Origin of the sequence: Micromonospora sp. WMMD558 (assembly GCF_049315255.1) — a bacterium.
Taxonomy (GTDB): Bacteria; Actinomycetota; Actinomycetes; order Mycobacteriales; family Micromonosporaceae; genus Micromonospora.
The window spans coordinates 2,137,857-2,162,399 of sequence record NZ_CP186061.1; the positions used below are offsets into that span (position 1 = coordinate 2,137,857).

Annotated in this window: 23 protein-coding genes; 18 read left to right on the top strand and 5 right to left on the bottom strand. The window is 74.7% G+C overall.

All coding sequences use genetic code 11. From position 1 onward, the window contains the following. The first annotated feature begins 76 nt into the window (after positions 1-76). The 11 genes from ACN26Y_RS10465 to ACN26Y_RS10515 all read left to right on the top strand — a co-directional run bounded on the left by ACN26Y_RS10465 (position 77) and on the right by ACN26Y_RS10515 (position 11,065). Complete coding sequence (locus tag ACN26Y_RS10465; RefSeq protein WP_155330111.1) at positions 77-877, top strand: alpha/beta fold hydrolase; 801 nt, start codon at positions 77-79, stop codon at positions 875-877. Then, the gene (locus tag ACN26Y_RS10470) at positions 870-1,439 is read left to right on the top strand and encodes a TetR/AcrR family transcriptional regulator (RefSeq protein ID WP_155330112.1); all 570 of its coding nucleotides are present in this window, start codon (positions 870-872) and stop codon (positions 1,437-1,439) included. Before ACN26Y_RS10465 ends, ACN26Y_RS10470 begins: the two co-directional genes overlap by 8 nt. A gap of 220 nt (positions 1,440-1,659) precedes the next feature. Continuing rightward, on the top strand, positions 1,660-3,084 hold the full coding sequence (locus ACN26Y_RS10475) for a hypothetical protein (protein WP_422734661.1): 1,425 nt from the start codon (positions 1,660-1,662) through the stop codon (positions 3,082-3,084). Between the two features lie 34 nt (positions 3,085-3,118). Continuing rightward, complete coding sequence (locus ACN26Y_RS10480) at positions 3,119-4,519, top strand: efflux RND transporter periplasmic adaptor subunit (protein WP_422734662.1); 1,401 nt, start codon at positions 3,119-3,121, stop codon at positions 4,517-4,519. After that, positions 4,516-5,415 carry an ABC transporter ATP-binding protein gene (locus ACN26Y_RS10485; RefSeq protein ID WP_422734664.1) on the top strand — a complete coding sequence of 300 codons (900 nt, stop codon included), beginning with the start codon at positions 4,516-4,518 and terminating at the stop codon, positions 5,413-5,415. Before ACN26Y_RS10480 ends, ACN26Y_RS10485 begins: the two co-directional genes overlap by 4 nt. Continuing rightward, positions 5,412-6,596: an ABC transporter permease gene (locus ACN26Y_RS10490; RefSeq protein ID WP_422734665.1), complete on the top strand. Its 1,185-nt coding sequence runs from the start codon at positions 5,412-5,414 to the stop codon at positions 6,594-6,596. The genes ACN26Y_RS10485 and ACN26Y_RS10490 overlap by 4 nt, the downstream gene beginning before the upstream one ends. Positions 6,597-6,821: 225 nt before the next feature. Then, positions 6,822-7,031, top strand: a complete 210-nt coding sequence (locus tag ACN26Y_RS10495) for a helix-turn-helix domain-containing protein (protein WP_007465625.1) — start codon at positions 6,822-6,824, stop codon at positions 7,029-7,031. Positions 7,032-7,246: 215 nt separating this feature from the next. Beyond that, positions 7,247-7,348 (top strand): 30S ribosomal protein bS22, encoded by a 102-nt coding sequence (locus ACN26Y_RS10500; protein WP_007465623.1) that lies wholly within the window; start codon positions 7,247-7,249, stop codon positions 7,346-7,348. A gap of 118 nt (positions 7,349-7,466) precedes the next feature. Beyond that, positions 7,467-8,540 carry an NAD-dependent epimerase/dehydratase family protein gene (locus ACN26Y_RS10505; protein ID WP_155330115.1) on the top strand — a complete coding sequence of 358 codons (1,074 nt, stop codon included), beginning with the start codon at positions 7,467-7,469 and terminating at the stop codon, positions 8,538-8,540. 320 nt (positions 8,541-8,860) lie between these two features. After that, positions 8,861-9,736, top strand: coding sequence for a lysophospholipid acyltransferase family protein (locus ACN26Y_RS10510; protein ID WP_366598290.1), 876 nt, complete (start codon positions 8,861-8,863; stop codon positions 9,734-9,736). A 69-nt stretch (positions 9,737-9,805) separates the two neighbouring features. Further along, positions 9,806-11,065, top strand: coding sequence for an MFS transporter (locus ACN26Y_RS10515; RefSeq protein ID WP_155330116.1), 1,260 nt, complete (start codon positions 9,806-9,808; stop codon positions 11,063-11,065). A gap of 13 nt (positions 11,066-11,078) precedes the next feature. On the opposite strand, the gene ACN26Y_RS10520 is transcribed toward ACN26Y_RS10515, so the two are convergent. The 3 genes from ACN26Y_RS10520 to ACN26Y_RS10530 form a co-directional block, all read right to left on the bottom strand. After that, complete coding sequence (locus ACN26Y_RS10520; RefSeq protein ID WP_422734666.1) at positions 11,079-11,948, bottom strand: HAD family hydrolase; 870 nt, start codon at positions 11,946-11,948, stop codon at positions 11,079-11,081. A 122-nt stretch (positions 11,949-12,070) separates the two neighbouring features. Then, positions 12,071-12,952 carry a DUF5667 domain-containing protein gene (locus ACN26Y_RS10525; RefSeq protein WP_155330118.1) on the bottom strand — a complete coding sequence of 294 codons (882 nt, stop codon included), beginning with the start codon at positions 12,950-12,952 and terminating at the stop codon, positions 12,071-12,073. 278 nt (positions 12,953-13,230) lie between these two features. Beyond that, positions 13,231-14,184 (bottom strand): ECF subfamily RNA polymerase sigma factor, BldN family, encoded by a 954-nt coding sequence (locus ACN26Y_RS10530; RefSeq protein WP_155330119.1) that lies wholly within the window; start codon positions 14,182-14,184, stop codon positions 13,231-13,233. Positions 14,185-14,705: 521 nt separating this feature from the next. On the opposite strand from ACN26Y_RS10530, the gene ACN26Y_RS10535 reads away from it, so the two are divergent. Genes ACN26Y_RS10535 through ACN26Y_RS10545 form a run of 3 tightly spaced genes read left to right on the top strand, consistent with a single transcriptional unit; the run spans position 14,706 to position 17,396 of the window. Then, positions 14,706-16,445, top strand: coding sequence for an AMP-binding protein (locus ACN26Y_RS10535; protein ID WP_155330120.1), 1,740 nt, complete (start codon positions 14,706-14,708; stop codon positions 16,443-16,445). Further along, positions 16,438-16,689, top strand: a complete 252-nt coding sequence (locus ACN26Y_RS10540; RefSeq protein WP_155330121.1) for a glutaredoxin family protein — start codon at positions 16,438-16,440, stop codon at positions 16,687-16,689. Before ACN26Y_RS10535 ends, ACN26Y_RS10540 begins: the two co-directional genes overlap by 8 nt. A 59-nt stretch (positions 16,690-16,748) precedes the next feature. After that, positions 16,749-17,396 carry an HAD family hydrolase gene (locus ACN26Y_RS10545; RefSeq protein WP_155330122.1) on the top strand — a complete coding sequence of 216 codons (648 nt, stop codon included), beginning with the start codon at positions 16,749-16,751 and terminating at the stop codon, positions 17,394-17,396. A gap of 17 nt (positions 17,397-17,413) precedes the next feature. On the opposite strand, the gene ACN26Y_RS10550 is transcribed toward ACN26Y_RS10545, so the two are convergent. Together ACN26Y_RS10550 and ACN26Y_RS10555 are read right to left on the bottom strand one after the other, a co-directional pair. Continuing rightward, positions 17,414-18,055, bottom strand: coding sequence for a response regulator transcription factor (locus ACN26Y_RS10550; protein ID WP_155330123.1), 642 nt, complete (start codon positions 18,053-18,055; stop codon positions 17,414-17,416). 67 nt (positions 18,056-18,122) lie between these two features. Continuing rightward, entirely contained in the window at positions 18,123-19,427 is a 1,305-nt protein-coding gene (locus ACN26Y_RS10555) for a sensor histidine kinase (protein WP_155330124.1), read from the bottom strand. Positions 19,428-19,794: 367 nt separating this feature from the next. Between ACN26Y_RS10555 and ACN26Y_RS10560 the strand changes: the two genes are divergently transcribed. From ACN26Y_RS10560 to ACN26Y_RS10575, 4 genes are read left to right on the top strand one after another with little or no spacing between them, the layout of a single operon-like run. Beyond that, positions 19,795-20,565 (top strand): redox-sensing transcriptional repressor Rex, encoded by a 771-nt coding sequence (locus ACN26Y_RS10560; protein ID WP_155330125.1) that lies wholly within the window; start codon positions 19,795-19,797, stop codon positions 20,563-20,565. Further along, a complete protein-coding gene (locus ACN26Y_RS10565; RefSeq protein WP_155330126.1) occupies positions 20,562-21,986 on the top strand; it encodes a glutamyl-tRNA reductase in 1,425 nt (474 codons plus the stop codon). The genes ACN26Y_RS10560 and ACN26Y_RS10565 overlap by 4 nt, the downstream gene beginning before the upstream one ends. Then, positions 21,983-22,954, top strand: coding sequence for a hydroxymethylbilane synthase (gene hemC / locus ACN26Y_RS10570; RefSeq protein WP_155330127.1), 972 nt, complete (start codon positions 21,983-21,985; stop codon positions 22,952-22,954). Before ACN26Y_RS10565 ends, hemC begins: the two co-directional genes overlap by 4 nt. Next, positions 22,951-24,531 (top strand): uroporphyrinogen-III synthase, encoded by a 1,581-nt coding sequence (locus ACN26Y_RS10575; RefSeq protein ID WP_155330128.1) that lies wholly within the window; start codon positions 22,951-22,953, stop codon positions 24,529-24,531. Before hemC ends, ACN26Y_RS10575 begins: the two co-directional genes overlap by 4 nt. The last annotated feature ends 12 nt before the right edge of the window (positions 24,532-24,543 follow it).

The following is a 24,543-nucleotide window of genomic DNA, read 5'->3' on the forward strand; positions in this document are numbered from 1 at the left end:
CTGGTCGCCACCGGCCCGTCCGTCTTTTCCGAGGGTCGCTTGACGGGCGGTGGTTAATGGCATTAGCCTTCTAGCTATGACTGTTAGCTTTGTGGGGCGCCCGGGCGGACGGATCGCGTACGAGGTGCACGGGCAGGGCCCGCTGGTCGTGCTCTCGCACGGCATGGGGGAAAATCGCGGCGCGTTCCGGCACCTCGTGCCGCTGCTGGTCGAGGCGGGCTACCGGGTGGCGGCCGCGGACGTGCGCGGGCACGGCGCGTCCAGCACCGGCTGGCCCACGTACGCCCCCGCCGAGGTCGGCGCCGACCTCCTCGCGGTCGTCCGCGACCTCGGCGGCGGACCGGCCACCCTGGTCGGCAGCTCGTCCAGCGCGGCGGCCGTGGTCTTCGCCGCCACCGACGCCCCGGAGCTGGTCAACGGCATCGTGCAGATCGGCGCGTTCGTCGGTGAGGCCAAGCTGAACCCGGTGCTGCGGCTGGCCCAGTTCGCGGTGCTGCGCAGCCCGCGGCTGTTCGGCGCGTTCCACCGCACGCTCTTCCCCGTGCGCCGGCCGGCCGACGACACCGCGTACCGGAAGGCGATGGTGGCCACGCTTCGCGAGCCCGGCCGGATGGCCGCGACCCGCGGCGTCATCGTGCCCGTCGAGCCGCACTGGACCGCCCGGGCGCCGCAGGTCCGGCAACCCGTGCTGGTGCTGATGGGGACCAGGGACCCCGACTTCCCCGACCCGGGCGCGGAGGCGCGCGCCGCCCGCCGGCTCTTCGCCACCGCCGAGGCGCGGATGATCGACGACGCCGGCCACTACCCGCACGCCGACAGCCCGCAGGCGACCGCCGCCCCGCTCGTCGAGTTCCTGGCGGTGACCGCCGGTGCCTAGGGCCGGCCTCACCCCGGACACCGTCGTGCGGGAGGCGGCCCGGCTCGCCGACGAGGTCGGCCACGACCGGCTCACCCTCGCCGCCCTGGCCACCCGGCTCGGCGTCGCGCTGCCGAGCCTCTACAAGCACGTCCGGGGCGCCGACGCGCTCGCCCAGCGCCTCTCCGCGCTGGCCACCGCCGAACTCGCCGACGAGATGACCGCGGCCGCCGCCGGGCACGCCGGCGCCGACGCGCTCCGCGCGGTCGCCACCGCCTACCGCGCGTACGCCCGCCGGCACCCCGGCCGCTATCCGGCGGCCCAGCGGGTGCCCGACCCGGCGGATCCGGAGCACCGGGCCGCGGGGGAGCGCGCGGTCGGCGTCGTCTACGCCGTCCTCCGGGGGTACGGGGTGACCGGCGAGCCGGCCGTCGACGCCGTACGCATGTTCCGCAGCGCCGTGCACGGCTTCGTGTCCCTGGAGGCGGCGGGCGGGTTCGGGCTGCCGCAGGACGTGGACCGCTCGTTCGAGCGGCTGCTCGACGGTCTCGACGCCGCATTCCGCTCCTGGCCGACGCGCTGACCCGTCTCGCGCTGCCCTCGGTGGGAGCCGGTGGCCGGTGTGGGGCGTCCTCGGCGTCACACCTTCTGCCCGTTCCCTTTGCTCTGCTTCAACCAACGCAATGGGATCCGCCGGAACCTGTTGCGCGGGTTGAAGCAGAGCAAAGGCGGCGAGGGAGGGTCGCCCGGGCGGGGGTGAGACATGCTCGCGGGGCCGGCTGACGGGGCCGTACCCTTCGGCGGTGACTGAGGGCACACCCGTGACCGACGGCGCGGCGGCGGCCGTGCCGGATGCGGCATGCCAAGGCAACGCCGGGTCGGGAGAACCCGACCCGCCGCAACCCGCCTTCCGGGTGCCGGCCCCGCCCGGGGAGGGCGCGGCCGGGGACGGCGCGGAGCGGGCGCCGGTGGCCGTACCCCTGACGTCACCGCGCCGGTCGCGCCGCTGGGCGCTGTGGACGGCGCTGGCGGCCGTGGTGGTGCTGCTGGCCTGCGGCCTGCCGGTGGCGCTGGTGGCCGATGGGCGGGGCAGCAACGTGCCCGCCGTGGCGGCCGTCGACCCGGCGACCGTCGTCGCCCGCCAGTTCGCCGAGCGGGTCGACGCGCAGCTCGACCGCCAGTCGGCCGCCCTGCTCCGCGGCGACTGGGCGGGTTGGCTGGCCGTCGCCGAGCCGGCCGTCCAGGCCGAGTTGCGGCGTCGCTTCACCGCGCTGCGGGCGCTGCGGGTCACCGGTTGGCAGGCCCGGCCGGACGGCCTGCCGACGCCGGTCGAGGGCCGGCCGGGCGAGTGGCGGGTGATGGTCGAGTTCCGGTACTGCTTCGCCGTGCCGGACTGCCGGACCAGCCCGGTGCTGGCCGCCACCCGCTGGCGGGACGCCGCGCAACCCCGGCTGCTCGCCGTCGAGCCCTCCGCGTCGAGGTCGGCCGGCACTCGGCCGTGGGAGGTCAGCGACCTGGTCGTGGCGGTCGGCGAGCGTACCGTCGTCGCCACCACGCCGGCGCAGCGTAAGCGGTTGCCCGACCTGTTGGCGCGGGCCGAAGCAGCCGCCCGGATCGCCGACACCTACGCCGTCGACGGGCGGACGCCGGACCGGTACCGGATCTTCCACGCGGGGCGCGCCGAGTGGAAGCGCTGGTACGGCGGCGGCCGGGCCGGTTGGACGGCGGGGTACGCGGTCACCGTCGGTGGCGGCCACCACGAGGTCGTGCTGAACGCCGACAGCGCCACCGAGACCGGACTCGACGACCTGCTCCGCCACGAGCTGACCCACGCCGCCACCATGCCCGAGGCCGGCTATCCGGGCGCGCGGACGTGGTGGCTGGTCGAGGGGGTGGCCGAGTACGCGGGCGTCGACGGCCGGCCGGTCGACCGGTACGACGGGCTGGCGGACGTCCGGCGGCTGGTCACCGGGGACTGGTCCGGGCGGCTCGACCGCCTCGCGCCGGCTCACAACGCACCGGCCGACCGGGTCTCCGGCAGCTACGGGCTCGCCTACCTGGCGGTCCAGCACCTGGTGGACCGGTTCGGCATCGAGCGGTTGCTCGCATTCTTCCGGGTGGTGGCGCACGAGGGACGGTCGCTCGACGAGGCCGCCGACGAGGTGTTCGACACCCCCTGGAGCGTCCTGCACGACGAGTGCGTCGGGTACGCCCGCTCCGTCACCTGAACCGCATCGTCGTCCGTCGACGTGCCCTCGTAGCATGGGGCTCGTGCGCCGCCCCGACCCGCCGCGGCTGCCCGCAGCCACGCGCTTCCGCCCCCGCCTGCTCACCGCTCTCCTCGCGGTCGTCGTCCTGACCGGCACCACCGCCGCCTCGTGCGGTGGAAAGGAATCACCGGTCGCCCTGGCGGCCGCCGGCCGGACCGCCGTCGCCGAGGTCGTCGACGCGCCGGCCACCGTGACCGCCCGCGCCGCCGCCACCCTCACCGCCGCCGCCGACGGGACGCTGGCGAGCCTCCGCGTGCAGCCCGGCCAGCGGGTCCGGCGCGGGCAGGTGCTCGCCGTCATCGACTCACCGCAGGCCGAGGAGCGGCTCCGCCAGGCCCGCGAGGCGCTCGCCGCCGCGAGGCGGGCCGGGCGCGGTGGTGGCGGGGGTGACCTGACCGGGGGGCTGCGGGGCACCGACCGCGCCGCCGACGAGACGTACGCGGCGGCCCGCGCCGCGGCGGCGAAGATCGGTGACCCGCAGCTGCGGGAGGCGCTGCTGCTCCAGGTCCGGGACGCCCAGCAGCGGTACGAGAGCGCCGCGCGCGCCGCCGACCGCGCCGTGCGCGCGGTGCAGCGCGGCGTGAGCAACCTCAACGCGGCCGTCGGCGCGCTCGCCACCGCCCAGTGGCTCCAGGCCCAGCAGGCGTACGACCTGGCGAAGGCGACCGTCGACGCGCTGACGCTGCGCGCCCCGATCGGCGGTGTCCTCCAGGCGGGCGGCACGACCACCGGGGGCGGTGTCCCGCCGGACGCGCTGGCCGGGCTGCTCGGCGGGGGTGCGGCGACCGGCCTGGACCCGTCGGCGCTCCGGCCCGTGCCGGCCGGCCCGCCGCCCGGTGTGGACGTCGCCGTCCCGGTGGGCGGCCTGGTCACCGCCGGAACGCCGGTGCTGACCATCGTCGACACCGGCCAGCTCGGGCTGCTCGCCGAGGTGGACGAGACCGACGTCCTGCTGGTCAAGGCGGGGCTGGCCGCGACCGTCGAGTTGGACGCGGTCCCCGGCGCCACGTACGAGGCGACGGTCCGTTCGGTCGACGTCCTGCCCACCACGTCGGCCCGTGGTGGGGTGGGTTACCGGGTGCGGCTGGCCCTCGGCGCGGGCCGGTTCGGCGAGGGCGAGCCGGCGCCGATCCCGCGACCCGGCATGAACGCGGTGGTCCGCCTCCAGGTACGGGAGGCCACCGACGCGGTCACCGTGCCGGCGTCGGCCGTCTTCTCCGCCGACGGGCGGGACGTGGTGTGGGTGGTACGCGACGGCCGGGCCGAGCGGGCCGCGGTGACGGTGGGGGTCCAGGGCCAGGACCTGGTGCAGATCGTCCGCGGGGTGCAGGCCGGCGATCGGGTCGTGGTCCGGGGCGCCGACCAGGTCCGCGACGGCCAGGAGCTGGGATGACCGCCCCGGCGATCGAGGCCGTGGACGTGTCGCGCACGTACCAGCTCGACGGCGTCTCGGTGCCGGCGCTGCGCGGGGTTTCGCTGACCGTCGCGCCGGGCGACTACGTGGCGCTGGTCGGGCCGTCCGGTTCCGGCAAGTCCACCCTCATGCACCTGCTCGGCGGGCTGGACCGGCCGACCGCCGGCCGCCTGGCGATCGGTGGCCGGGAGGTGGGCCGCCTCTCCGCCGGGGAACTCGCCGCGCTGCGGAACGAGACCATCGGCTTCGTCTTCCAGGCGTTCCATCTGCTGCCCCGTACCTCCGCGGTGGACAACGTGGCCCTGCCCCTGGTCTACCGCGGGGTGGGCGCCCGGCAGCGGCGGGAGCGGGCCGCCGCCATGCTCGGCCGGGTCGGCCTCGGGCACCGCCTCGACCACCGACCGAACCAGCTCTCCGGCGGCGAGCAGCAGCGGGTGGCGATCGCCCGCGCCCTGGTCACCGATCCGACGGTGCTGCTGGCCGACGAGCCGACCGGCAACCTCGACAGCGTCACCGGCGCGGCCGTTCTGGGGCTGCTGGAACGGCTCAACGCCGAGTCCGGCGTGGCACTCGTGATGGTCACCCACGACAACGAGGTGGCCGCGCGGGCCCGCCGGCGGATCGCGATGCGCGACGGGGTGGTCGTGGCGGACAGCGCCGACGAGCGTCATGATCCACCGGTGTCGGGAGACGCCGGGGCGCCTGACACACTGGTGCCCGCTCCCAGCGCGGAGTCCCGGTCCGCGTCCGGAAGCGGTCCGGGGCACCCGTCCGGTGGCACCGGTGGCGCCGCCGGCGCCACCGGGCGCCGCGCGGGTGCGGCGCCCGCGGGTGGGGGGCCCGGTGTGCCGGCCGGCGAGGGGGCCGCCCGGTGAGGCTGGCCGAGGCCTGGCGGGTGGCGCTGGACGCGCTGCGCGCCAACCGTCTGCGCAGCGCCCTCACCATGCTCGGTGTGATCATCGGCGTCGCCTCGGTGGTGATCCTCGTGGCCATCGGCACCGGGACCAAGCAGACGGTCGAGCAGCAGGTCGAGGGGCTGGGCTCGAACCTGCTGCTGGTCGTACCCGGCCGGATCGACGTGGGCTCCGCGCCCGCGCTCTCCCCGCTGACCCTGGACGACGTCGACGCGGTGTCCCGGGTGGTCGGTGACCCCGACCGGGTGGCCGTCACAGTGGCCTCCGGCGCCACCGTCCGGGCGGGCGCCCGGTCGGACTTCAGCACGGTCCAGGGCGTCCTGGAGACCACCCCGTCCGTGTTCACCCGCGAGCTGGCCCGGGGCCGCTACCTGACCGGGTCCGACGTGGACACCAGCCGCCGGGTGGCGGTGCTGGGCGCGTCGGTGGCGCGGGCGCTCTTCCCCGACCGCGATCCGGTCGGGCAGCAGGTCACCGTCTCCGGGGTCCGGTTCCGGGTGATCGGGGTCTTCGCCCCGCTCGGCCAGAGCCTCGGCGTGGACCGGGACGACGAGGTCCACGTGCCGGTCACCGCCGCGCAGCGGCTCTACGGCACGCAGCGGGTCGACGGCATCGCGGTGAAGGCGCCGGACCGCGAGCGGATCGACGAGTTGGGCGCGCGGATCGTCGCCGAGTTGAGCCGCCGGCACCCGGGGACCGAGTTCAGCGCTGTCACCCAGGAGCAGATCCTCGGTGTCCTCGGCGACATCCTGGGCATCCTCACCGGGGTGCTGGCCGCGATCGCCGGCATCTCGCTGCTGGTCGGCGGCGTCGGTGTCTCCAACATCATGCTGGTCTCGGTCCGCGAGCGGACGAGGGAGATCGGGCTGCGGAAGGCGGTCGGCGCCCGGCCGCGCGACATCGGCGTGCAGTTCCTGCTGGAGGCGGTGCTGCTCACCTCGATCGGCGGTCTGACCGGCATGGCCCTCGGGGTCGGTACGGCCCTGACCGTGGCCGCCGTGTCGCCGATCCCGGCCGCGGTGACGTGGTGGTCGCTGGCGCTGGCGTTCGGCGTCTCGGCGGCGGTGGGGATCGTGTTCGGCGTGGTGCCGGCCCAACGCGCCGGGCGGCTCGATCCCGTGGTGGCCCTGCGCTCAGAGTGACTCCGCGACCCGGACAAGGTGCCGCGATCCGGGACGAGCGGCCCGCGAAGCCGGTAAACGATGTAACAGGCGGTCGGACACCCGTGCGAATTATGATCAGTTGTACGAAGGGATCGCGCCGGTCACAGCGGCCCCGCTACCGTACTGGTAACACGCGCGTCGCCGGTCCGGTCGGAGGCTCCCCGCCGGATGGGGCGCGCCGGGCATGGGATGGGTCGGTGAGCCATGGCCGGGTCGCAGTCCGACGGTCGGCTGTCGGAGGTCAAGTTCCTGACCGTCGCCGAGGTGGCGACGGTCATGCGGGTGTCGAAGATGACGGTCTACCGCCTGGTGCACAGCGGTGAACTCACCGCGGTCCGGGTCGGCCGGTCGTTCCGCGTCCCCGAGCACGCCGTGCACGAATACCTGCGCGGTGCCTTTCAGGAAACCGCCTGAGCCGCCGCCGGCGCAGGCGGACCAGCCGGCGTGACGGGCATCGAGGGGCCGCGTTGGTCCTGCTGAGGCTCTCCGGCTACCCTGGACCCCGACCGTGACCGCAGGTGCGCTCCGCCGCCTCTCCCGCTGGTCCGGTCCGTTGTCCGCAAGCGGTCGCCGGTGTCACCCGTGGCGTCATCCGGTCCGCCCCGCACGTTGCATCGAAAGGCTGTCGTATGGGCTCGGTGGTCAAGAAGCGCCGCAAGCGCATGGCTAAGAAGAAGCACCGCAAGCTGCTGCGCAAGACCCGCGTCCAGCGTCGCCGTCTCGGCAAGTGACCGGTGCCGGGCCCGGCCCGGCACCGTCGTCACCCGCCAACTGTCGACCCTCGGAGGCTCAGGTGATCAGGCCGTGGACGTCCCGGCTCGATCCCGCCTGCCGGGGGAGGTGCGAGACATGACCCCCGGTGGCACCCCTGGTGCTCCGGGGGTCGTCGTCGTGACCGGGGTGAGCCGCTACCTCGGCGCCCACGTCGCGGCCCGGCTCGCCGCCGACCCGCGGATCGAACGCGTCATCGGCGTCGACCCGCCCGAGCCCGGCGCGGACCTGGCCGACCTGCTCGACCGCGTCGAGCGTGTCCGCGTGGACGCCGGCTCGATCGGTGGCCTGCTCGCCGACCTCGACGTGGACGCCGTCGTGCACCTCGCGCTGGTCAGCGCACCGGACCCGCAACACGGCGGCCGGGCGGCCATGAAAGAGCAGAACGTCATCGGCACGATGCAGCTGCTCGCCGCAGCCCAGCGCGCTCCCCGGCTGCGCAAGCTCGTCGTCCGCTCGTCGACCGCCGCGTACGGGGCCTCGTTCCGTGACCCGGCCGTCTTCACCGAGGAGACCGAGCCGCGCGAGGTTCCGCGCGGTGGTTTCGGCCGCGACATCCTGGACATCGAGGGGTACGTGCGAGGTTTCCGCCGCCGCCGGCCCGACGTGACCGCCACCGTCCTGCGTTTCGCGCCGTTCATCGGCTCGACCGCCGACACCACGCTGACCCGCTACTTCTCGCAGCCGGTGGTGCCCACCGTCTTCGGCCGCGACCCGCGCCTGCAGTTCCTGCACTTCGACGACGCGCTGGAGGTGCTGCACCGGTCGATCGTCGAGGACCATCCCGGGACGTACAACGTCGCCGGTCCCGGCGTGCTGGCCCTCTCCCAGGCGATCCGGCGGGCCGGCCGCGTCGCGATGCCGGTTCTCGAACCGGGCCTGTCCGGGGCGGCGGCGCTCGCGCGCAGCCTCGGCTTCGGTCGCATCGGGCTCGACCAGGTCGACCTCTTCGTGCACGGCCGGGTCGTCGACACCGGCCGGCTGGAGCGGGAGTACGGCTTCACGCCGCGCTCCACCGCCGCCGCGTTCGACGACTTCATCCGGGCGCACCGGGGCGGGGTCGTGGTGACCCGGGACCAGCTCGTCGCCGCCGAGCGGCTGGTGCTGGACGGGATCCGGCAGGTCCGGGCCGCCGCCCGGGAGCGGTCGTGACCGGCCGGCCCCGGCGCGAGCCCGCCGGCGGCGACGGCCGGTACGACGTACCACTGGCCGTGCCGGACCCGGCGGCGGAGCCGGCGCGGACCAACGGCCACCGGCCCGTCGCGGCGACCGGCTCGATGGCCGTGCCCGACGAGCTGGACCCGGCCGCGACCGACGAGCCCCTGGTGACAACGGACGAGCCGCTGGCGACGGACGAGCCGGCGGCGGTGCCGGACGAGCTGGACACGGCGGCGACCGACGAGCCGGCCGTGACCGCGGCCGGCGACCCGGCCGGTGCCGGGAGCACCGGTGCCGACGAGCGCGCCGCCGCGGTGCCGGGTGGGCCGGCGGTGCCGGACCGCCCGGGCGACCACTGGGACCGCAAGGTGGCCAACGGGCTGGCGTTCCTGCGCCGGCGGCTCGCCGGGGAGTACGAGGTCGACGAGTTCGGCTTCGACCCGCAGATCACCGAGGCGGTGTTCCACCCGCTGCTGCGACTGCTCTACCGGGACTGGTTCCGTACCGAGGTCAGCGGCCTGGAGAACGTGCCCGCCGACGGCGCCGGCCTGGTCGTGGGCAACCACTCCGGCACCGTCGCCCTCGACGCGCTGATCCTCTCGGCCGTGCTGCACGACCGGCACCCGGCGCACCGGTTCCTCCGCCTGCTCGGGGCGGACCTGGTCTTCCGGATGCCGGTGGTGTCGGAGATCGCCCGCAAGACGGGTGGCACGGTGGCCTGCAATCCGGACGCCGAGCGCCTGCTCGGCACCGGGGAGCTGGTCGGCGTCTTCCCCGAGGGCTTCAAGGGCATCGGCAAGCTGTACGCGGAGCGCTACAAGCTGCAACGCTTCGGCCGGGGCGGCTTCGTGTCGGCGGCGCTGCGCACCGGCACGCCCATCGTGCCGGTGGCGATCGTCGGGGGCGAGGAGATCTACCCGATGCTCGCCGACGTCAAGCCGCTCGCCCGGCTGCTCAAGCTCCCGTACTTCCCGATCACCCCGACCTTCCCGTGGCTCGGCCCGCTGGGCATGGTGCCGCTGCCCAGCAAGTGGCTGATCGAGTTCTGCCCGCCGATCCCCACCGCGCACCTGACCGACTCGGCCGACGATCCGCTGGTCGTGTTCAACCTCGCCGACCAGGTGCGGGAGACCATCCAGCAGACCCTGCACAAGCTGCTGGAACGCCGGCCCGATCCGTTCGGCCCGTAGGAGACGGGGGACACCCCGCCGGTAATGCGGGTGCGCCACCACCTCCGGGCGTCGTACGGTCCTGGGTTTGTGAGCAGGGTGGTCGAGGCCGTCGTACCGGCCCGGTTGGGGCGCGGTTTCCGCTGGTTGCTGGCGTCGTCGTGGGCGACGAACCTCGGCGACGGGGTGGCGGTGGCGGCCGGGCCGCTGCTGATCGCGTCGTTGACCGACAACCCGTTCCTGGTCTCGCTGGCGGCGCTGCTGCGGTGGGCCCCGCCGATGCTGTTCGGCCTGTACGCGGGCGTGCTCTCCGACCGGCTCGACCGGCGCCGGATCGTGATCGTGGCGAACGCCGTCCGGGTCGGCGTCCTGGGCGTGCTGACCCTGGCCCTGGTCACCGACCGGCTCTCGGTGTTCGGGGCGCTGCTGGCGCTGGCGCTGCTCGCCACCGGCGAGGTCTTCGCCGACAACACCACCGGAACGCTGACGCCCATGCTGGTACGCCGGGAGGACCTGGCGATCGCCAACGCCCGCGTCCTCGCCGGGTTCATCACGCTCAACCAGATGGCCGGCCCGGCGGTCGGTGCGGCGCTCTTCGCGGCCGGCCGGGCCTGGCCGTTCGCCGCCGAGGCCCTCCTCGCGGCCGCCGGACTGCTGCTGGTGTCCCGGGTGTCGTTGCCGCCCCGCGACGCGGCCCCGACGGAGGGGACCCGCAGCGTGCGGCGGGACATCGTCGAGGGACTCCGTTGGACCGTCCGCCACCCGGCCGTCCGGACGCTCTGCCTCACCATCCTGGTCTTCAACATCACGTACGGCGCGGCCTGGTCGGTCCTGGTGCTCTACGCGAGCGACCGCCTCGACCTGGGCGCCGTCGGCTTCGGCCTGCTCAGCACGGTGACGGCGGTCGGCGGGCTGCTCGGGACCGTCGGGTACGGGTGGCTGACCCGCCGGGTGAGCCTGGGCCAGATCATGCGGATCGGGCTGATCATCGAGACCCTCACCCACCTCGGTCTCGCCGTCACGACGTCGTCGTGGGTCGCCTCGGCGATCCTCTTCGTCTTCGGCGCGCACGCCTTCGTCTGGGGGACCACCTCGCTGACCGTCCGGCAGCGGGCCGTCCCCGCCCAGCTCCAGGGGCGGGTCAACAGCATCAACACCATGAGCACGTACGGCGGTCTGGTCGTCGGTTCGGCGGTGGGTGGTCTGCTGGTGACCCCGTTCGGGGTGACCGCGCCGTTCTGGTTCGCGTTCGCCGGCTCGGCGGTCCTCGTCGCCCTGCTGTGGCGGGAGTTCACCCGCATCGCGCACGAGGACGAGCCGGCTCCGGCGCCGGCCGTGGTGACCGGCTGACAGCCGCCGGGCGTCAGGAGCCGCGGTGGCGGCGTCGGTGCAGCGCCAGCCCGGCGGTGACGGCACCGGCGACGAGCCCGGCGGCGGCCGTCGACGGGACGGCGATCTTCACCGCCCGGCGACCGGTGCGGAAGTCCCGCACCTCCCAGCCGCGCTGGCGGGCTTCCCGCAGCAGCACGCTGTCCGGGTTGACCGCGACCCCCCGACCGACCGTGCTGAGCATGGGCAGGTCGTTGGACGAGTCGCTGTACGCCGTGCAGCGGGACAGGTCCAGGCCCTCCACCGCGGCGAGTTGGGTGACCGCCTCGGCCTTCGCCGGCCCGTGCATCAGGTCGCCCACCAGCCGCCCCGTGTACGCCCCGTCGGCCACCTCGGCAACGGTGCCGATGGCGCCGGACAGCCCGAGCCGGGCGGCGATGATCCGGCCGATCTCCACGGGTGCCGCGCTGACCAGCCAGACCCGCTCGTCGGCGTCGAGGTGGCCCTGGGCGAGGCGGCGGGTGCCGGCCCAGATCCGGGGGGCCATCAGCTCGTCGAAGATCTCCTCCGCGAGCCGCTCCACGTCGTCCACCCGCCAGCCCTCGATGAACGCGAGGGCGGTCTCCTTGGCCTGGGACATGTCACCCGCGTGCTCGGTGGCCAGCACCCGGAACCGGAGCTGCTGCCAGGCGAACCGGAGCAGGTCCCCGGTGGTGAAGTAGTTGCGCGCGGCCAGCCCACGGGCGAACCAGTAGATCGAGGCGCCCTGCATCATCGTGTTGTCCACGTCGAAGAAGGCGGCGGCCGTCGGATCCGGCGCCGGGGGCGCGGCGTCCGTCTCGGCCCAGCCGGACGTGTGACCGTGGGTGTCGGTGCTGACCGTCACCTTACGGCTGCGGGCCACCCGCCCTCCCTCCGCTCGACCGGCGCGCGGTGCGCCACCTCGCGAGGGTAGCCGGGAGCGTGGCCGGTCCGGGCGTACCTCGGGTCAGCTGTGGCGTGTACGGCTCCCACGCACCGTGGCTCCTAGCGGTCGGCGGGGCAGGTGGCCGGGGCCGGGCCGAGGGCGTCACTGCCGAGCGGGGCGGGCAGGCCGCAGGTGATCGCGGCGCGCAGCGCGTCCGAGCGCTTGCGGACGGCGTCCAGCAGGGCGAGCGAGCGGCGGGTGCGGTCCCGCTCGGCGCGTGTCCCTTCGTCGAGCAGGGCGCTGACCGCCTGCTGCTGCGCGGTGACGAAGGTGTTGACCGCGTCCAGCGGCGCCGGGTCGGAGCGCTGCGCGGCGGCTCCGGTCAGCAGGCGTACGCCCTGGCGGGTGTCGGCGTCCATGTCGTCCAGGACGCCGCTGTACCCGGCCCGGTCGCCCCGGAGTTCCGCCGCCTCGCTCAGCCGGGTGCGGGCGAAGCCCAGGAAGAGCTGCCCGCGGCTCACGTCCGAGCTGGTGAGCGCGAGCTGAGCGCGCTCGGTCGAGCGCTTCATGCCGTACAGCGCGTCGCCCGGTACGGCGTTCTCGCTGGCGGCCGAGATGCCGGAGACGGCCACGGCCCCGGCCGCGATGCCGACGAGGATGGCGCCCCGGGCGCGGGCCCGTCGGGCGGTGACCGGCGGCAGCAGTGACGGGCGGAACGCCCTGGTGCGGCGCGTCGTCGGGCCGGTCGCGGTGTCGGCGGCGGGTGCGCCGATGCCCTCGCGTTCGGCGGTGGCCAGCAGCATCGCCCGCAGGCCGGTACGGAACTCCGGGTCCACGTCGACGGCCGGGGGGCCGGCGCTGAGCCGCTGTCCGACCGCGACGAGGGCGATGAGTTCGTCGTCCAGACGGGACCGCTTGTGGTGCCGCCGGCCGCCGTTGGCCTCGTCGAGAAGCTGAGCGAAGCGTTCGGCGCGCCGACGGGAGAAGAGGTCGCTGTCCACCGTTGGGCACCTCCTCTCGCTGGTCACGGCCGGTCGGCCGCGGTCGTCACCGGCGACCGGTGACGGCGGCACACCACAGGGAGGCTCGTGGCCGGCGGGAATGCCGGATCTGAGGAGCCCGGGGGGACGCCGGGACTGCCAACGGTCGCACCCGGAGAAACGCGCCGCGCAGGGTAAGGGTTACGGGGCGGCCGGGGGAGAAATCACGGAAAGTGATGGTTCTCACCGGGCGGTTACCGCCGCCGAGCTGCGCCGACGTTGCTCGGGACGCCCGGGGGTCACGGTTGGAAGCCGTCGGGCAGCAGCCGCGCCAGCGCGCGTACCGCTCGGTACTGCAAGGCCTTGATCGCGCCCTCGTTCTTGCCCATCGCCCGGGCCGTCTCCGCGACCGAGAAGCCCTGGAGAAAGCGGAGCACGATGCACTCCTGCTGCTCGGGGTTGAGCTGCTTGACGGCGCTGAGCAGGGCGACGTTCGTGATGTGCTCGACCACCGCCGCCTCCGGGCTGCCTTCCGGCCCCCGGTCCTCACGGTCGGCGTCGAGGACGTCCCCGGTGGTCACCTCCAGCCGGTACCGGCCGGACTTGAAGTGGTCCGCGACCAGGTTGCGGGCGATGGTCACCAGCCACGCCCCGAGGTCCCGGCCCTGCCAGGTGAAGCTGCCGATCCGTTTCAGCGCGCGCAGGAAGGTGTCGGACGTCAGGTCCTCCGCCAACTGGCGGTTGCCGACCCGGAAGTAGACGAACCGGAAGACCGTGTCGACGTACCGGTCGTAGATCAGACCGAAGGCCTCGGCCTCACCGGCCTGCGCCCGCTCGACCAGCGCCCAGACCTCGGTGGCCGGGTCGGACGGGTCGGGGCGGCTGGGGAAGCCGGTCGTGGTTCCCGGCGTGGCGGCGGACACCGCCGGCAGCACCGCGGTCTCGGTGGTGGACGGGTCGGCCGTGGCCGGCGGGTCGGCGGCCCGTCGGCCCTGCACCGGCATCGTCGGTCGGGCCGGTGTCGCGACCCGGCCCCCGATCGGCTTGGCGTTCCCGCCCGGTGTGGCCGGTCTCGCCGGCGCCTCGTTGTGGTGTGGTCGGTTGCGCACGCGGCTCGACGCCCCGTCGCCACGCGTGGTGAGGCTTCCGGTGTCCTCCACCGGGCCGCGGGCGACCGGCCGTTCGTTCATCACGGGGCGCGGGCCCGGACCGGTCAGACCGAGCGGGCGGTCCGCGTAGCCGAAGGTCGTCATCGGGCCACCTCCGTCCCGCCGGTCACGCGCCGCGTGCCGGGTGCGACCGGTACGCGGGGGTCGGGCAGGGCGGGTCGGGGGTGTGCCGACGGGCGGCAGATCCCCTTGAGGTGCTGGTCCAATGCGCTCACGGGCACGGGGGCCTCCTCGGGCTGAGGGGTGTCGACTCACGGCAAATGGGGTGAGCCGACCCGAGTGATGATAGGGCCAACGTCACCCGCGCGTGGCAAGTCCGTTACACAGGGCCAAAGTATTTCCCGCTGTGTCGCACGGATGGCGGACCGGTTGTCCGTCGTGTGCGGTTGACTTTCGGATTTGCCGGTGGTCCGCAGTGGATTCCCAGGTGGAGAGGGTTGCGGCGAGCCGACTCGGCGGTCCGCTCGACCCGGTCGGCCGAGGGTGGGTCGGTGTGTCGGCCGGTCTGGTGTTGTCCTGTAGACGGGACCGGGGGACGTCACAGGTGGTGTGAAGCGTCGGTCCCGTCGGCGGGACCGGGCCGGGGTGGCCGTCGAGGACGGTCGATGGTGACTGTCCGACGGGCCGACACCCGGCGTGGCTGGCCGGCGTGGCATGGCCGGCCGACCCCGGCTGTGCCAGACTCAGCGACCGTGCAGGACGCAGCAGGAAACACCGTGTCGACCCTCGCCGACCGGCTCCGCCGGGCGGCCACCACCCGCGGCGACCGTCCCGCGCTGCACTGGCGCGACGAGACCCTGACCTGGTCCGAACTGGACGCCGCCGTGACCGCCGTCGCGCACGCGCTGGCCACCCAGGCGGTCGCCGCCGACCGGCACCCGCCCCGGGTCGCGATCGCGCTCGGCAACACGCCGGACTTCGTGGTCAGCTACCTGGCCACGCTCCGCGCCGGCCTGGTCGCGGTGCCGGTCAACCCCGCCTTCACCGCCCGCGAACTGACCCACGTTCTGGCTGACTCCGGTGCGTCCGTGCTGATCGGCACCCCGCCGGTCCGCGACCGGGTCGCCGACGTGGCCGGTGAGCTGCCGGCCCTCGCCGCCGTGCACACCGCGCCCCCGACGGGGGACGGCGACGGCGGCTTTCCCACCCGGGGCGGTGACGACCTCGCCGTGCTGCTGTACACCTCCGGCACCGAGGGACGGCCGAAGGGGGCGATGCTGTCGCACCGCGCCCTGGCGGCCAACCACGAGCAGGTCGACCGCATCGAGCCGCCCGTCGTGGGCCCGGACGACACGCTGCTGCTCGCCTTGCCGCTGTTCCACGCGTACGGGCTCAACTCCGGGCTCGGTGCGGTCGTCCACCATGGCGCCACCGGTGTGCTCGTCGACGACCTCGGCGGCGACGCGGGGCTGGCGGAGATCGCCCGGCACCGGGTGACCGTGCTGGTCGGCGTACCGTCCATGGTCGCGGCCTGGTCCACGGCGGACGCCGGGACCGCCACGGCGGCGCTGGCGTCGGTGCGGGTGGCGGTCTGCGGCGCGGCGCCGCTGGAGCCGGCCGCCGCGGCACGCTTCAGCGAGGTCACCGGGCTGCCGGTGCACGTCGGGTACGGGCTGACCGAGACCGCTCCGGTGCTCACCTCCACCCTCGTGGGCGGGGAGCCGAAGCCCGGCTCGATCGGCCGTCCGCTGCCCGGCGTCGACCTGCGCCTGGTCGCCCCGGACGGCACCGACCTGTGGCGGGACGGTGTGGCGGTGCCCGACGACGACGCCGACGAGCTGGACATTGCCGACACCGCACCCGGCACCGACCCGGGCCAGATCGTGGTGCGCGGGGCCAACCTGTTCTCCGGCTACTGGCCGGACGGGCGAGGCGGGCCCGACGCCGAGGGCTGGTGGGCGACCGGGGACGTGGCGTACGCCGACGACGACGGCGACCTGTTCCTGGTCGACCGGATCGGCGAGCTGATCCTGGTCAACGGCTTCAACGTCTACCCGCACGAGGTCGAGCTGGTGCTCGCCGCGCACCCGGGCGTGGCGGAGTCGGCGGTACTGGGTGTGCCGCACCCGCGGACCGGCGAGACTGTCCAGGCGTACGTGGTGCCGGAGCCGGGGCGGGCGGTGACGGTGCAGGACGTGCTCGCCCACTGCGCCCGCAACCTCGCCCGCTTCAAGTGCCCGACCGCCGTCGAGTTCGTCGACGAGTTGCCGTACTCGGCGATCGGGAAGGTCCGCAAGACGCTGCTCCGGCCACCGGCCGGGGCGACGCCCGCGCCGCCGGCCCCGACGGCGCCGGCCAGCCACCCGCCGGTCCGGACCGGCGCGACGGAGGAGACCGATGCGTGAACCCCGCCTCACCCTGATCACCCGGCCGGACTGCCACCTCTGCGAGGACGCGAAGGCCGCGCTGGACCGGGTGGTGTCGGTCACCGGGGACCGGTGGATCGAGAAGGACGTGACCGGCGACATCGAGCTGGAGCGGGAGTACGGCGACCGGTTGCCGGTGGTGCTGCTCGACGGCAAGGAGCACGGCTACTGGCGCGTCGAGGAGGAGCGCCTGCTGCGCGACCTCACCACCCCGCAGCTCTGACCGTCGGCGCGCGGTAGCGAACCCACGCCGGCCGTGGCCGGGTCGATAGGGTTCGGTTCATGACCCCTGCGCACCCCCACCTGGTATGGGACTGGAACGGCACCCTGCTCAACGACCTGGACCTGGTCGTGGCGTCCACCAACGCGGCGTTCGCCAGCGTCGGCGGGCCGGCGGTCACCGCCGACGAGCACCGGGTCCGGTTCCGCCGGCCGATCGCGGACTACTACGCGGAGGTGCTCGGGCAGGCGGTCGACGAGGACGCGTTCGGCCGGCTCGACAGGATCTTCCACGACGCGTACCGGGACGGGCTGATTACCTGCGCGCTGGCCCACGACGCGGTCGAGGCGATGTCGTCCTGGCCGGGCGGGCAGTCGCTGCTGTCCATGTGGTTCCACGACGAGCTGGTGCCGGCCGTCCACACGTACGGGTTGACCGGCCGCTTCCTGCGGGTCGACGGGCTGCGGGCGACGGTCGGCGGTGACCGCAAGGCCGAGTCGCTGGGCCGGCACCTTGCCGAGCTGGGAATCGACGGCCGGGACGTGGTGCTGGTCGGCGACTCCCTGGACGACGCCGACGCCGCCTTGTCCGTGGGTGGCCGCGCGGTCCTCTACACCGGCGGCTTCACCGATCCGGCCCGGCTGAGGTCCTCCGGCCACCCGGTGGCCGACACCCTCACCGAAGCGGTGACCCTGGCCCGCACCCTGTAACCCGCCCGCGGGGGGCGTCAGGTCCGGAGGTAGGTCAGGACGGCCCGGACCCGGCGGTGCTGTTCCGTGTCGGGCGGCAGGTCGAGCTTGGTGAAGATGTTGCGGACGTGCTTCTCCACCGCACCGTCCGTCACCACCAGGGCGCGGGCGATGGCGGTGTTGGAGTGGCCCTCGGCCATCAGGGCGAGCACCTCCCGCTCCCGCGGCGTCAGGCCGCGCAGCGGGTCGTCGCGGCGGCGCCGGGCGAAGAGCTGGCCGATCACCTCGGGGTCGAGCACGGTGCCGCCGCGGGAGACCCGCTCCAGCGCGTCGAGGAACTCACCGATCGCGGCCACCCGGTCCTTGAGCAGGTAACCGATCCCGGCCCCGGTGGCGAGCAGGTCGTCGGCGTACGACACCTCGACGTACTGGGACAGCACCAGGATCGGGGTCCGGGGCACCAGCCGGCGGGCCTCCACCGCCGCCCGCAACCCCTCGTCGGTGTGCGACGGGGGCATCCGGACGTCGACGATCGACACGTCCGGGCGGTGCGCCACCACCGCCGCCACCAGGGCGTCACCGTCGCCGACGGCGGACACCACCTGGTGCCCGCGCTCAGTGAGCAGCCGGACCAGCCCCTCCCGGAGCAGGACGGCGTCGTCGGCGATCACGATCCGCATGGACCTGTTGTCTACCACGTCGGTGCCGGACCCGGCCCGCTCGTCGTCCGCCGGTCGACACCGCGGCTCACCGCGGGAGGTCCGCGCGTACCTCGGTGGGGCCGCCGGGCGGGCTGGTCACGGTGAACCGGCCCCCGGCCGCCCGGACGCGGTCGGCGATCCCGGCCAGCCCGTGGCCCTTGGCCAGGTGCGCGCCGCCGTCGCCGTCGTCCGCCACCGCGACCCGCAGCAGCGGGCCGTCCCGTTCCACGGTGACGCGGCACTCGGTGGCCCGGCTGTGCTTCGCCACGTTGGTCAGGGCCTCCGCGACGACGAAGTACGCCGTGCTCTCGACCGCCGGGTCGAGCCGACCGCCGAACGCGCCGAGCGCCGGGTCGACCCGCAGCTCGATCGGGATCAGCCCGCGCCCGGCGAGCGCGGCGAGGGCGCTGGGCAGGCCCCGGTCGACCAGGATGGGCGGCGCGATACCCCGGGACAGGGCGCGCAGTTCGGCGAGGGTCTCGCGGGTCTGGCCGACCGCCTCGTCCAGCGTCCGGCGGGCCGCCTCCGGATCGGAGGCGAGCTGCTCGCGGGCCCGGCTGAGGTCCATGGCGAGGCGGACCAGGCGCTGCTGCGGCCCGTCGTGGATGTCGCGTTCCAACCGGCGCAGCGCGCTCGCCTCGGCGGACACCGCGGCGCGCTTCTGCTCCTCGAGCGTGGTGATCCGGTTGCGCATCTCGGCGACGCCGGTCAGCAGGGAACGGGCCAGGCCGGCCTGGAGCCGGGCGCAGGCGCGGGCGACCAGTGGCAACGTGAACAGGAAGAACACGCCGATGGCGGTGTTCAGGAAGATCCGTGCGGCGGTGCCGTCGCCCATCCCGAGGAGCTGGCTGAGGTCCTGGTCGTCCGGGCCCCGCGGGATCGCCCAGTCGTACGCCCCGTAGAGCGTGCCGGCGACGCCGACCGCCCACCAGACGATCAGCACGACCACGGTCGGCAGCGCCACCAGCAGCTTGCCGAAGGCGTGCAGCAGGTCGAGCCAGGACTGGAGATCACGCAGCGGCACCACGACGCGGCGCCAGAACCGCGCGTCCGGGGTGGGCGTCAGGTAGTCCGGGCGGACGCGGGGAAGGTGCAGCACGGCGGGAAGCCGGAGCCGTTCGAGGTCGGCCAGGGCCCGGGCCGCGTACAGGGTGCCGGCGAGGACCGGCAGGCCGAGCGTGGTGACCAGCAGGGCGGCGGTGAGTGAGATCCCGGCCACGGTCAGCACGAAGCCGACCAGCGCGAGCGGCAGGCCGAACAGCACGTAGCCCGAGTCGCGCAGGACCTGGCGGGCGAGGCTGTGGACGGGCGTGGCGGGGGCCGGCGCGCTGCCCACTGGTACGGCGGTCATGCAGCGAGGCTATGGGCCGGTGGCCGTCCGGCCCATCCCGTACACCGCCCTCCGGGTGGTGGGGCTGGCCCTACCACGTTCGACCCCGGGTGTGACGCGCCGCGCGCGATTGGTCAGAGAAGTCGCAATTGAGCAATAATCGGCGGGCGGCGCCGGCCGGAGGCCGCCGGATCGATCTTGCGGAATGGAGGGCCTGGTGGAGCCGCGTCGGGCGCGATCAAGATCGCGATTTGTGCGTGTCTTCACAAGCGCCTACCCTGTAGTTCCGACGCGCCCTGCTAGCACAGCCGGCAACCTCGGTCGCCAGCGGGAGTCCCGAAGCGGCCGACCGGCGGAGTTGGCCCAGGATCGCACCGCACGGAGTCTCATGAGTCAGCACCGCCACCCGGGCGCGCCCGACCGCCCCGGCGCCGTCCCCGCGCTGCCGGACCTGCCCGAGGCGACCGTCGCGCGGCTCCCCGAGTACCTCCGTGCCCTGCACAACCTCGCCGAGAGCGGCCACGAGACGGTGTCCAGCGAGGGGCTCGCCAGCGCCGCCGGGGTGAACTCCGCCAAGCTCCGCAAGGACCTGTCGCACCTGGGGTCGTACGGCACCCGGGGCGTGGGCTACGACGTGGCCCTGCTGATCGACCAGATCGAGTACGTGCTCGGGCTCACCCAACGGCGGTCGGTCGCCCTGGTCGGGGTGGGTAACCTCGGTCACGCCCTGGCCGGTTACGACGGCTTCGCCACCCGTGGCTTCCGCATCGCCGCCCTCTTCGACGCCGACCCGTCCCGCGTCGGCGAGGAGATCAACGGCCTGGTCGTCCAGCACGTCGACGAGCTGCCCCGGATCGCCGCCGAGGAGTCGATCGCGATCGGCGTGATCGCCACCCCCGCCGCCGCCGCGCAGCGCGTCGCCGACCAGCTCGTCGCCGGCGGCGTCACCAGCATCCTGAACTTCGCGCCCTGCGTGCTCTCGGTGCCCGACGGCGTCGACGTGCGCAAGGTCGACCTCGCCATCGAGCTGCAGATCCTGTCCTTCCACGAGCACCGCAAGGCGTCCCTGACCGCGCTCCCCGCCACCGGCGGGTCCACCCTCACCGCCCTTGCCGGCGGTCTCGCGGTCACCGACTCCCAGGAGGCGATCGGCACGTGAAACTGCTCGTCGTCGGCGCGTCCTACCGCACCGCTCCGGTCGCCACGCTGGAGCAGCTCGCGGTCGCCCCCGCCGACCTCACCCGCACCCTGGACCGGCTGGTCGCCCAGCCGTACGTGAGCGAGGCCGTGCTCGTCTCCACCTGCAACCGGGTGGAGGTCTACGCCGCGGTGTCCGGCTTCCACGGCGGCCTCGGCGACATCTGCGCCGTCCTGGCCGAGCAGGCCGGCTGCCAGCCGGCGGCGCTCGCCAACCACCTGTACGTGCACTTCGACGCCGCCGCCGTCGACCATGCCTTCCGGGTGGCCACCGGTCTCGACTCGATGGTGGTGGGCGAGGCGCAGATCCTCGGCCAGCTCCGTGACGCGTACCACTGGGCGTCCGGTGCCGACACGACCGGCCGGCTGATGCACGAGCTGATGCAGCAGGCGCTGCGGGTGGGTAAGCGCGCCCACTCCGAGACCGGCATCGACCGGGCCGGGCAGAGCGTCGTCACCGCTGCGCTCGACCTCGCCGCCGAACTGCTCGACGGCGACCTGACCGGCCGTCCGGCGCTGGTCGTCGGGGCGGGGGCCATGGGGTCACTCGGCGTGGCGACCCTCTCCCGGCTGGGTGCCGGGCCGATCACCGTGACCAACCGCGGCGCCGACCGGGCGGTCCGGCTGGCCGAGTCGTACGGCGCCACCGCCGCGCCGCTGGCCGAGCTGACCGCGACGCTCTCCACGGTGGACATCGTGGTGGCCGCCACCGCCGCCACCGAGCCGGTCCTCACCCGCGAGGTCGTGACCCGGGCGCTCGCCGACCGGGACCCGGCCCGCGGCCCGCTGGTCCTGCTCGACCTGGCCGTCCCGCGTGACGTCGAGGTCGGCGTCGCCGACCTGCCCGGCGTCGAGGTGATCGACATCGACCGGATGGCCGCCGTGATCGCCGACGGGCCGGCCGCCGCCGACGCCGCCGCCGTCGAGCGGATCGTCGGCGGCGAGGTCGACGCCTTCCTCACCTGGCTGCGGGGCGCCGACGTCGCGCCGACCGTGGCCGCCCTGCGGGGCCGCGCCGACGACGTGGTCAGCGCCGAGCTGCGCCGGCTCGCCCAGCGCCGCCCCGACCTCACCGACGACCAGCGCGCCGAGGTGGCCCGGACGGTGCACCGCGTCGTCCAGCGCCTGCTGCACCAGCCGACCGTGCGGGTCCGCCAGCTCGCCGCCGAACCCGGCGGCGACCAGTACGCTGCCCTGCTGCGCGAGCTGTTCGACCTCCAGGTGCCGCAGACCTCACCGGTCGACACCGTTCCCGACGTGGTGGAGCCCGAGGCCGTTCCACCGCTCGACGGCGCCGCCGGCCTTTCACCGCTCGACGGCGCCGCCGGCTTCACGCCGCGCGGCCATGTCGCCGACGTCCCACCCACCGGAGGTGAGCGATGAGCACCGCCCCCCTGCGCCTCGGCACCCGCGGCAGCGCCCTGGCGATGGCCCAGTCCGGGCACGTCGCCGAGGCACTGACCGCTGCCACCGGCCGCCCGGTGGAACTGGTCGAGGTGGTGACCGCCGGCGACCGGTCCAACGCCCCGGTGCACCGGCTCGGCGTCGGGGTGTTCGTGTCGGCGCTGCGTGACGCCCTCGCTGCCCGCACCATCGACTTCGCGGTCCACTCGTACAAGGACCTGCCCACCGCGGCGGCGCCCGGCCTGCACATCGCGGCCGTCCCGCCCCGGCAGGACCCGCGTGACGCGCTCGTCGCCCGGGACGGCCGTACGCTCGCCGAGCTGCCGCCCGGCGCGCGGATCGGCACCGGCGCCCTGCGCCGGATCGCCCAGCTGCACGCCCTCGGGCTGCAACTGGAGGTCCAGCCGATCCGGGGCAACATCGACACCCGCGTGGCGCGGGTGCTCGGCCCCGAGGCCGACCTGGACGCCGTCGTCCTGGCCCGGGCGGGGCTGGCCCGGATCGGCCGCACCGATGTGATCACCGAGACGCTCGACCCGATGCTGATGCTGCCCGCGCCCGCCCAGGGGGCGCTGGCCGTGGAGTGCCGGATCGACGATCCGGACCTGGTGGAGCTGCTCGCCGTGCTCGACCACGCACCGTCCCGCGCCGCCGTCGTCGCGGAGCGGGCGCTGCTCGCCACCCTGGAGGCCGGGTGCAGCGCACCGGTCGCCGCCTACGCCGAGCTCGCCGAGGGCGACGCCGGTGAAGAGATCTACCTGCGCGGGGCGGTGATCAGCCCGGACGGCACCCGTGACCTCCGGCTGTCCCGCACCGGAACGCCCGCCGACGCGGCGGAGATCGGCAAGGCACTCGCCGCCGAACTCCTCGACCTCGGCGCCGACTCGATCCTCGGCCAGAACGGACACACCGGCCCGGGGACCCAGCAATTTGGGAGCACAGAATGACCCGCACCCGTAAGCCCGTAGGCCGTATCGCGTTCGTCGGGGCCGGTCCCGGCGACCCGGGCCTGCTGACCCGCCGGGCGCACGACGCCCTGGTCGACGCCGACCAGGTGGTGTACGACCGGGGAGTCCCCGAGTCGCTGCTCGACGTCGTCCGCGCGGAGGCGAAGGAGGACGCCCAGTTCACTCCGGCCGAGGGCGCGCCGGGTGACGTGGCGAAGGTGCTGATCTCGGCGGCCCGTTCCGGGCTGAACGCGGTGCACCTGGTCGCCGGGGACCCGTTCGGCCACGAGTCGGTGGTCAAGGAGGTGCAGGCGGTCGCGCGTACCGCCGCGCACTTCGAGGTCGTCCCGGGTGTCGGGCAGGCCGAGGGGGTGGCCACCTACGCGGGCGTGCCGCTGCCGGGCGTCCGCACGGTGGCCGACGCGGAAGACGTCACCCTGCTGGACTTCGACGCGCTGGCCGCAGCCGTCTCCCGCGGCTCGCTGGCGCTCGCGGTGGACGCGGGCGACCTCGCCGCGGTCCGGGACGGGCTGCTCGCCGCCGGTGTCGACGGGGCCACAGCCGTCGGTGTGACCGGCGACGGCACCGGCGAGACGCAGTACACCACCACGTCGACCGTGGACTCCTTCGTCGCGGCGGCGCTCGGCTTCACCGGCCGGGTGGTGCTCACCGTCGGCGACGGCGTCGGCCAGCGGGACAAGCTCAGCTGGTGGGAGAACCGCCCGCTGTACGGCTGGAAGGTGCTCGTCCCCCGGACCAAGGAGCAGGCCGGTGCGATGAGCGCGCGGCTGCGGGCGTACGGCGCCATCCCGTGCGAGGTGCCGACCATCGCCGTCGAGCCGCCGCGCACCCCCGCCCAGATGGAGCGCGCGGTCAAGGGCCTGGTCGACGGCCGGTACGCCTGGGTGATCTTCACCTCGGTGAACGCGGTCCGCGCGGTGTGGGAGAAGTTCGCCGAGCACGGTCTCGACGCCCGGCACTTCGGTGGCGTCAAGATCGCCTGCATCGGTGAGGCGACCGCCGACGCCGTCCGCGCGTTCGGCATCCAGCCGGAGCTGATCCCGTCCGGGGAGCAGTCCTCGGAGGGCCTGCTGGCCGAGTTCTCGCCGCACGACGAGGTGCTCGACCCGGTCGGCCGGGTGCTGCTGCCGCGCGCCGACATCGCCACCGAGACGCTCGCCGCCGGGCTCACCGAGCGCGGCTGGGAGGTCGACGACGTGACCGCGTACCGGACGGTCCGGGCGGCGCCCCCGCCGGCCGAGATCCGCGACGCCATCAAGTCCGGTGGGTTCGACGCCGTGCTCTTCACGTCGTCGTCCACGGTCCGGAACCTGGTCGGCATCGCCGGGAAGCCGCACGCGCGTACCGTTGTTGCTGTCATCGGGCCCAAGACGGCGGAGACCGCCACGGAGTTCGGCCTGCGGGTCGACGTGCAGCCTCAGCACGCCTCGGTGCCCGACCTGGTGGAGGCGCTGGCCGCCTACGCCGTCGAGCTGCGTGAGAAGCTCGCCGCCATGCCGGCGAAGCAGCGGCGCGGTTCGAAGGTGCAGGGGCCGACCGCCCTGAGGTTCCGCTGACCCTGGAGGGTT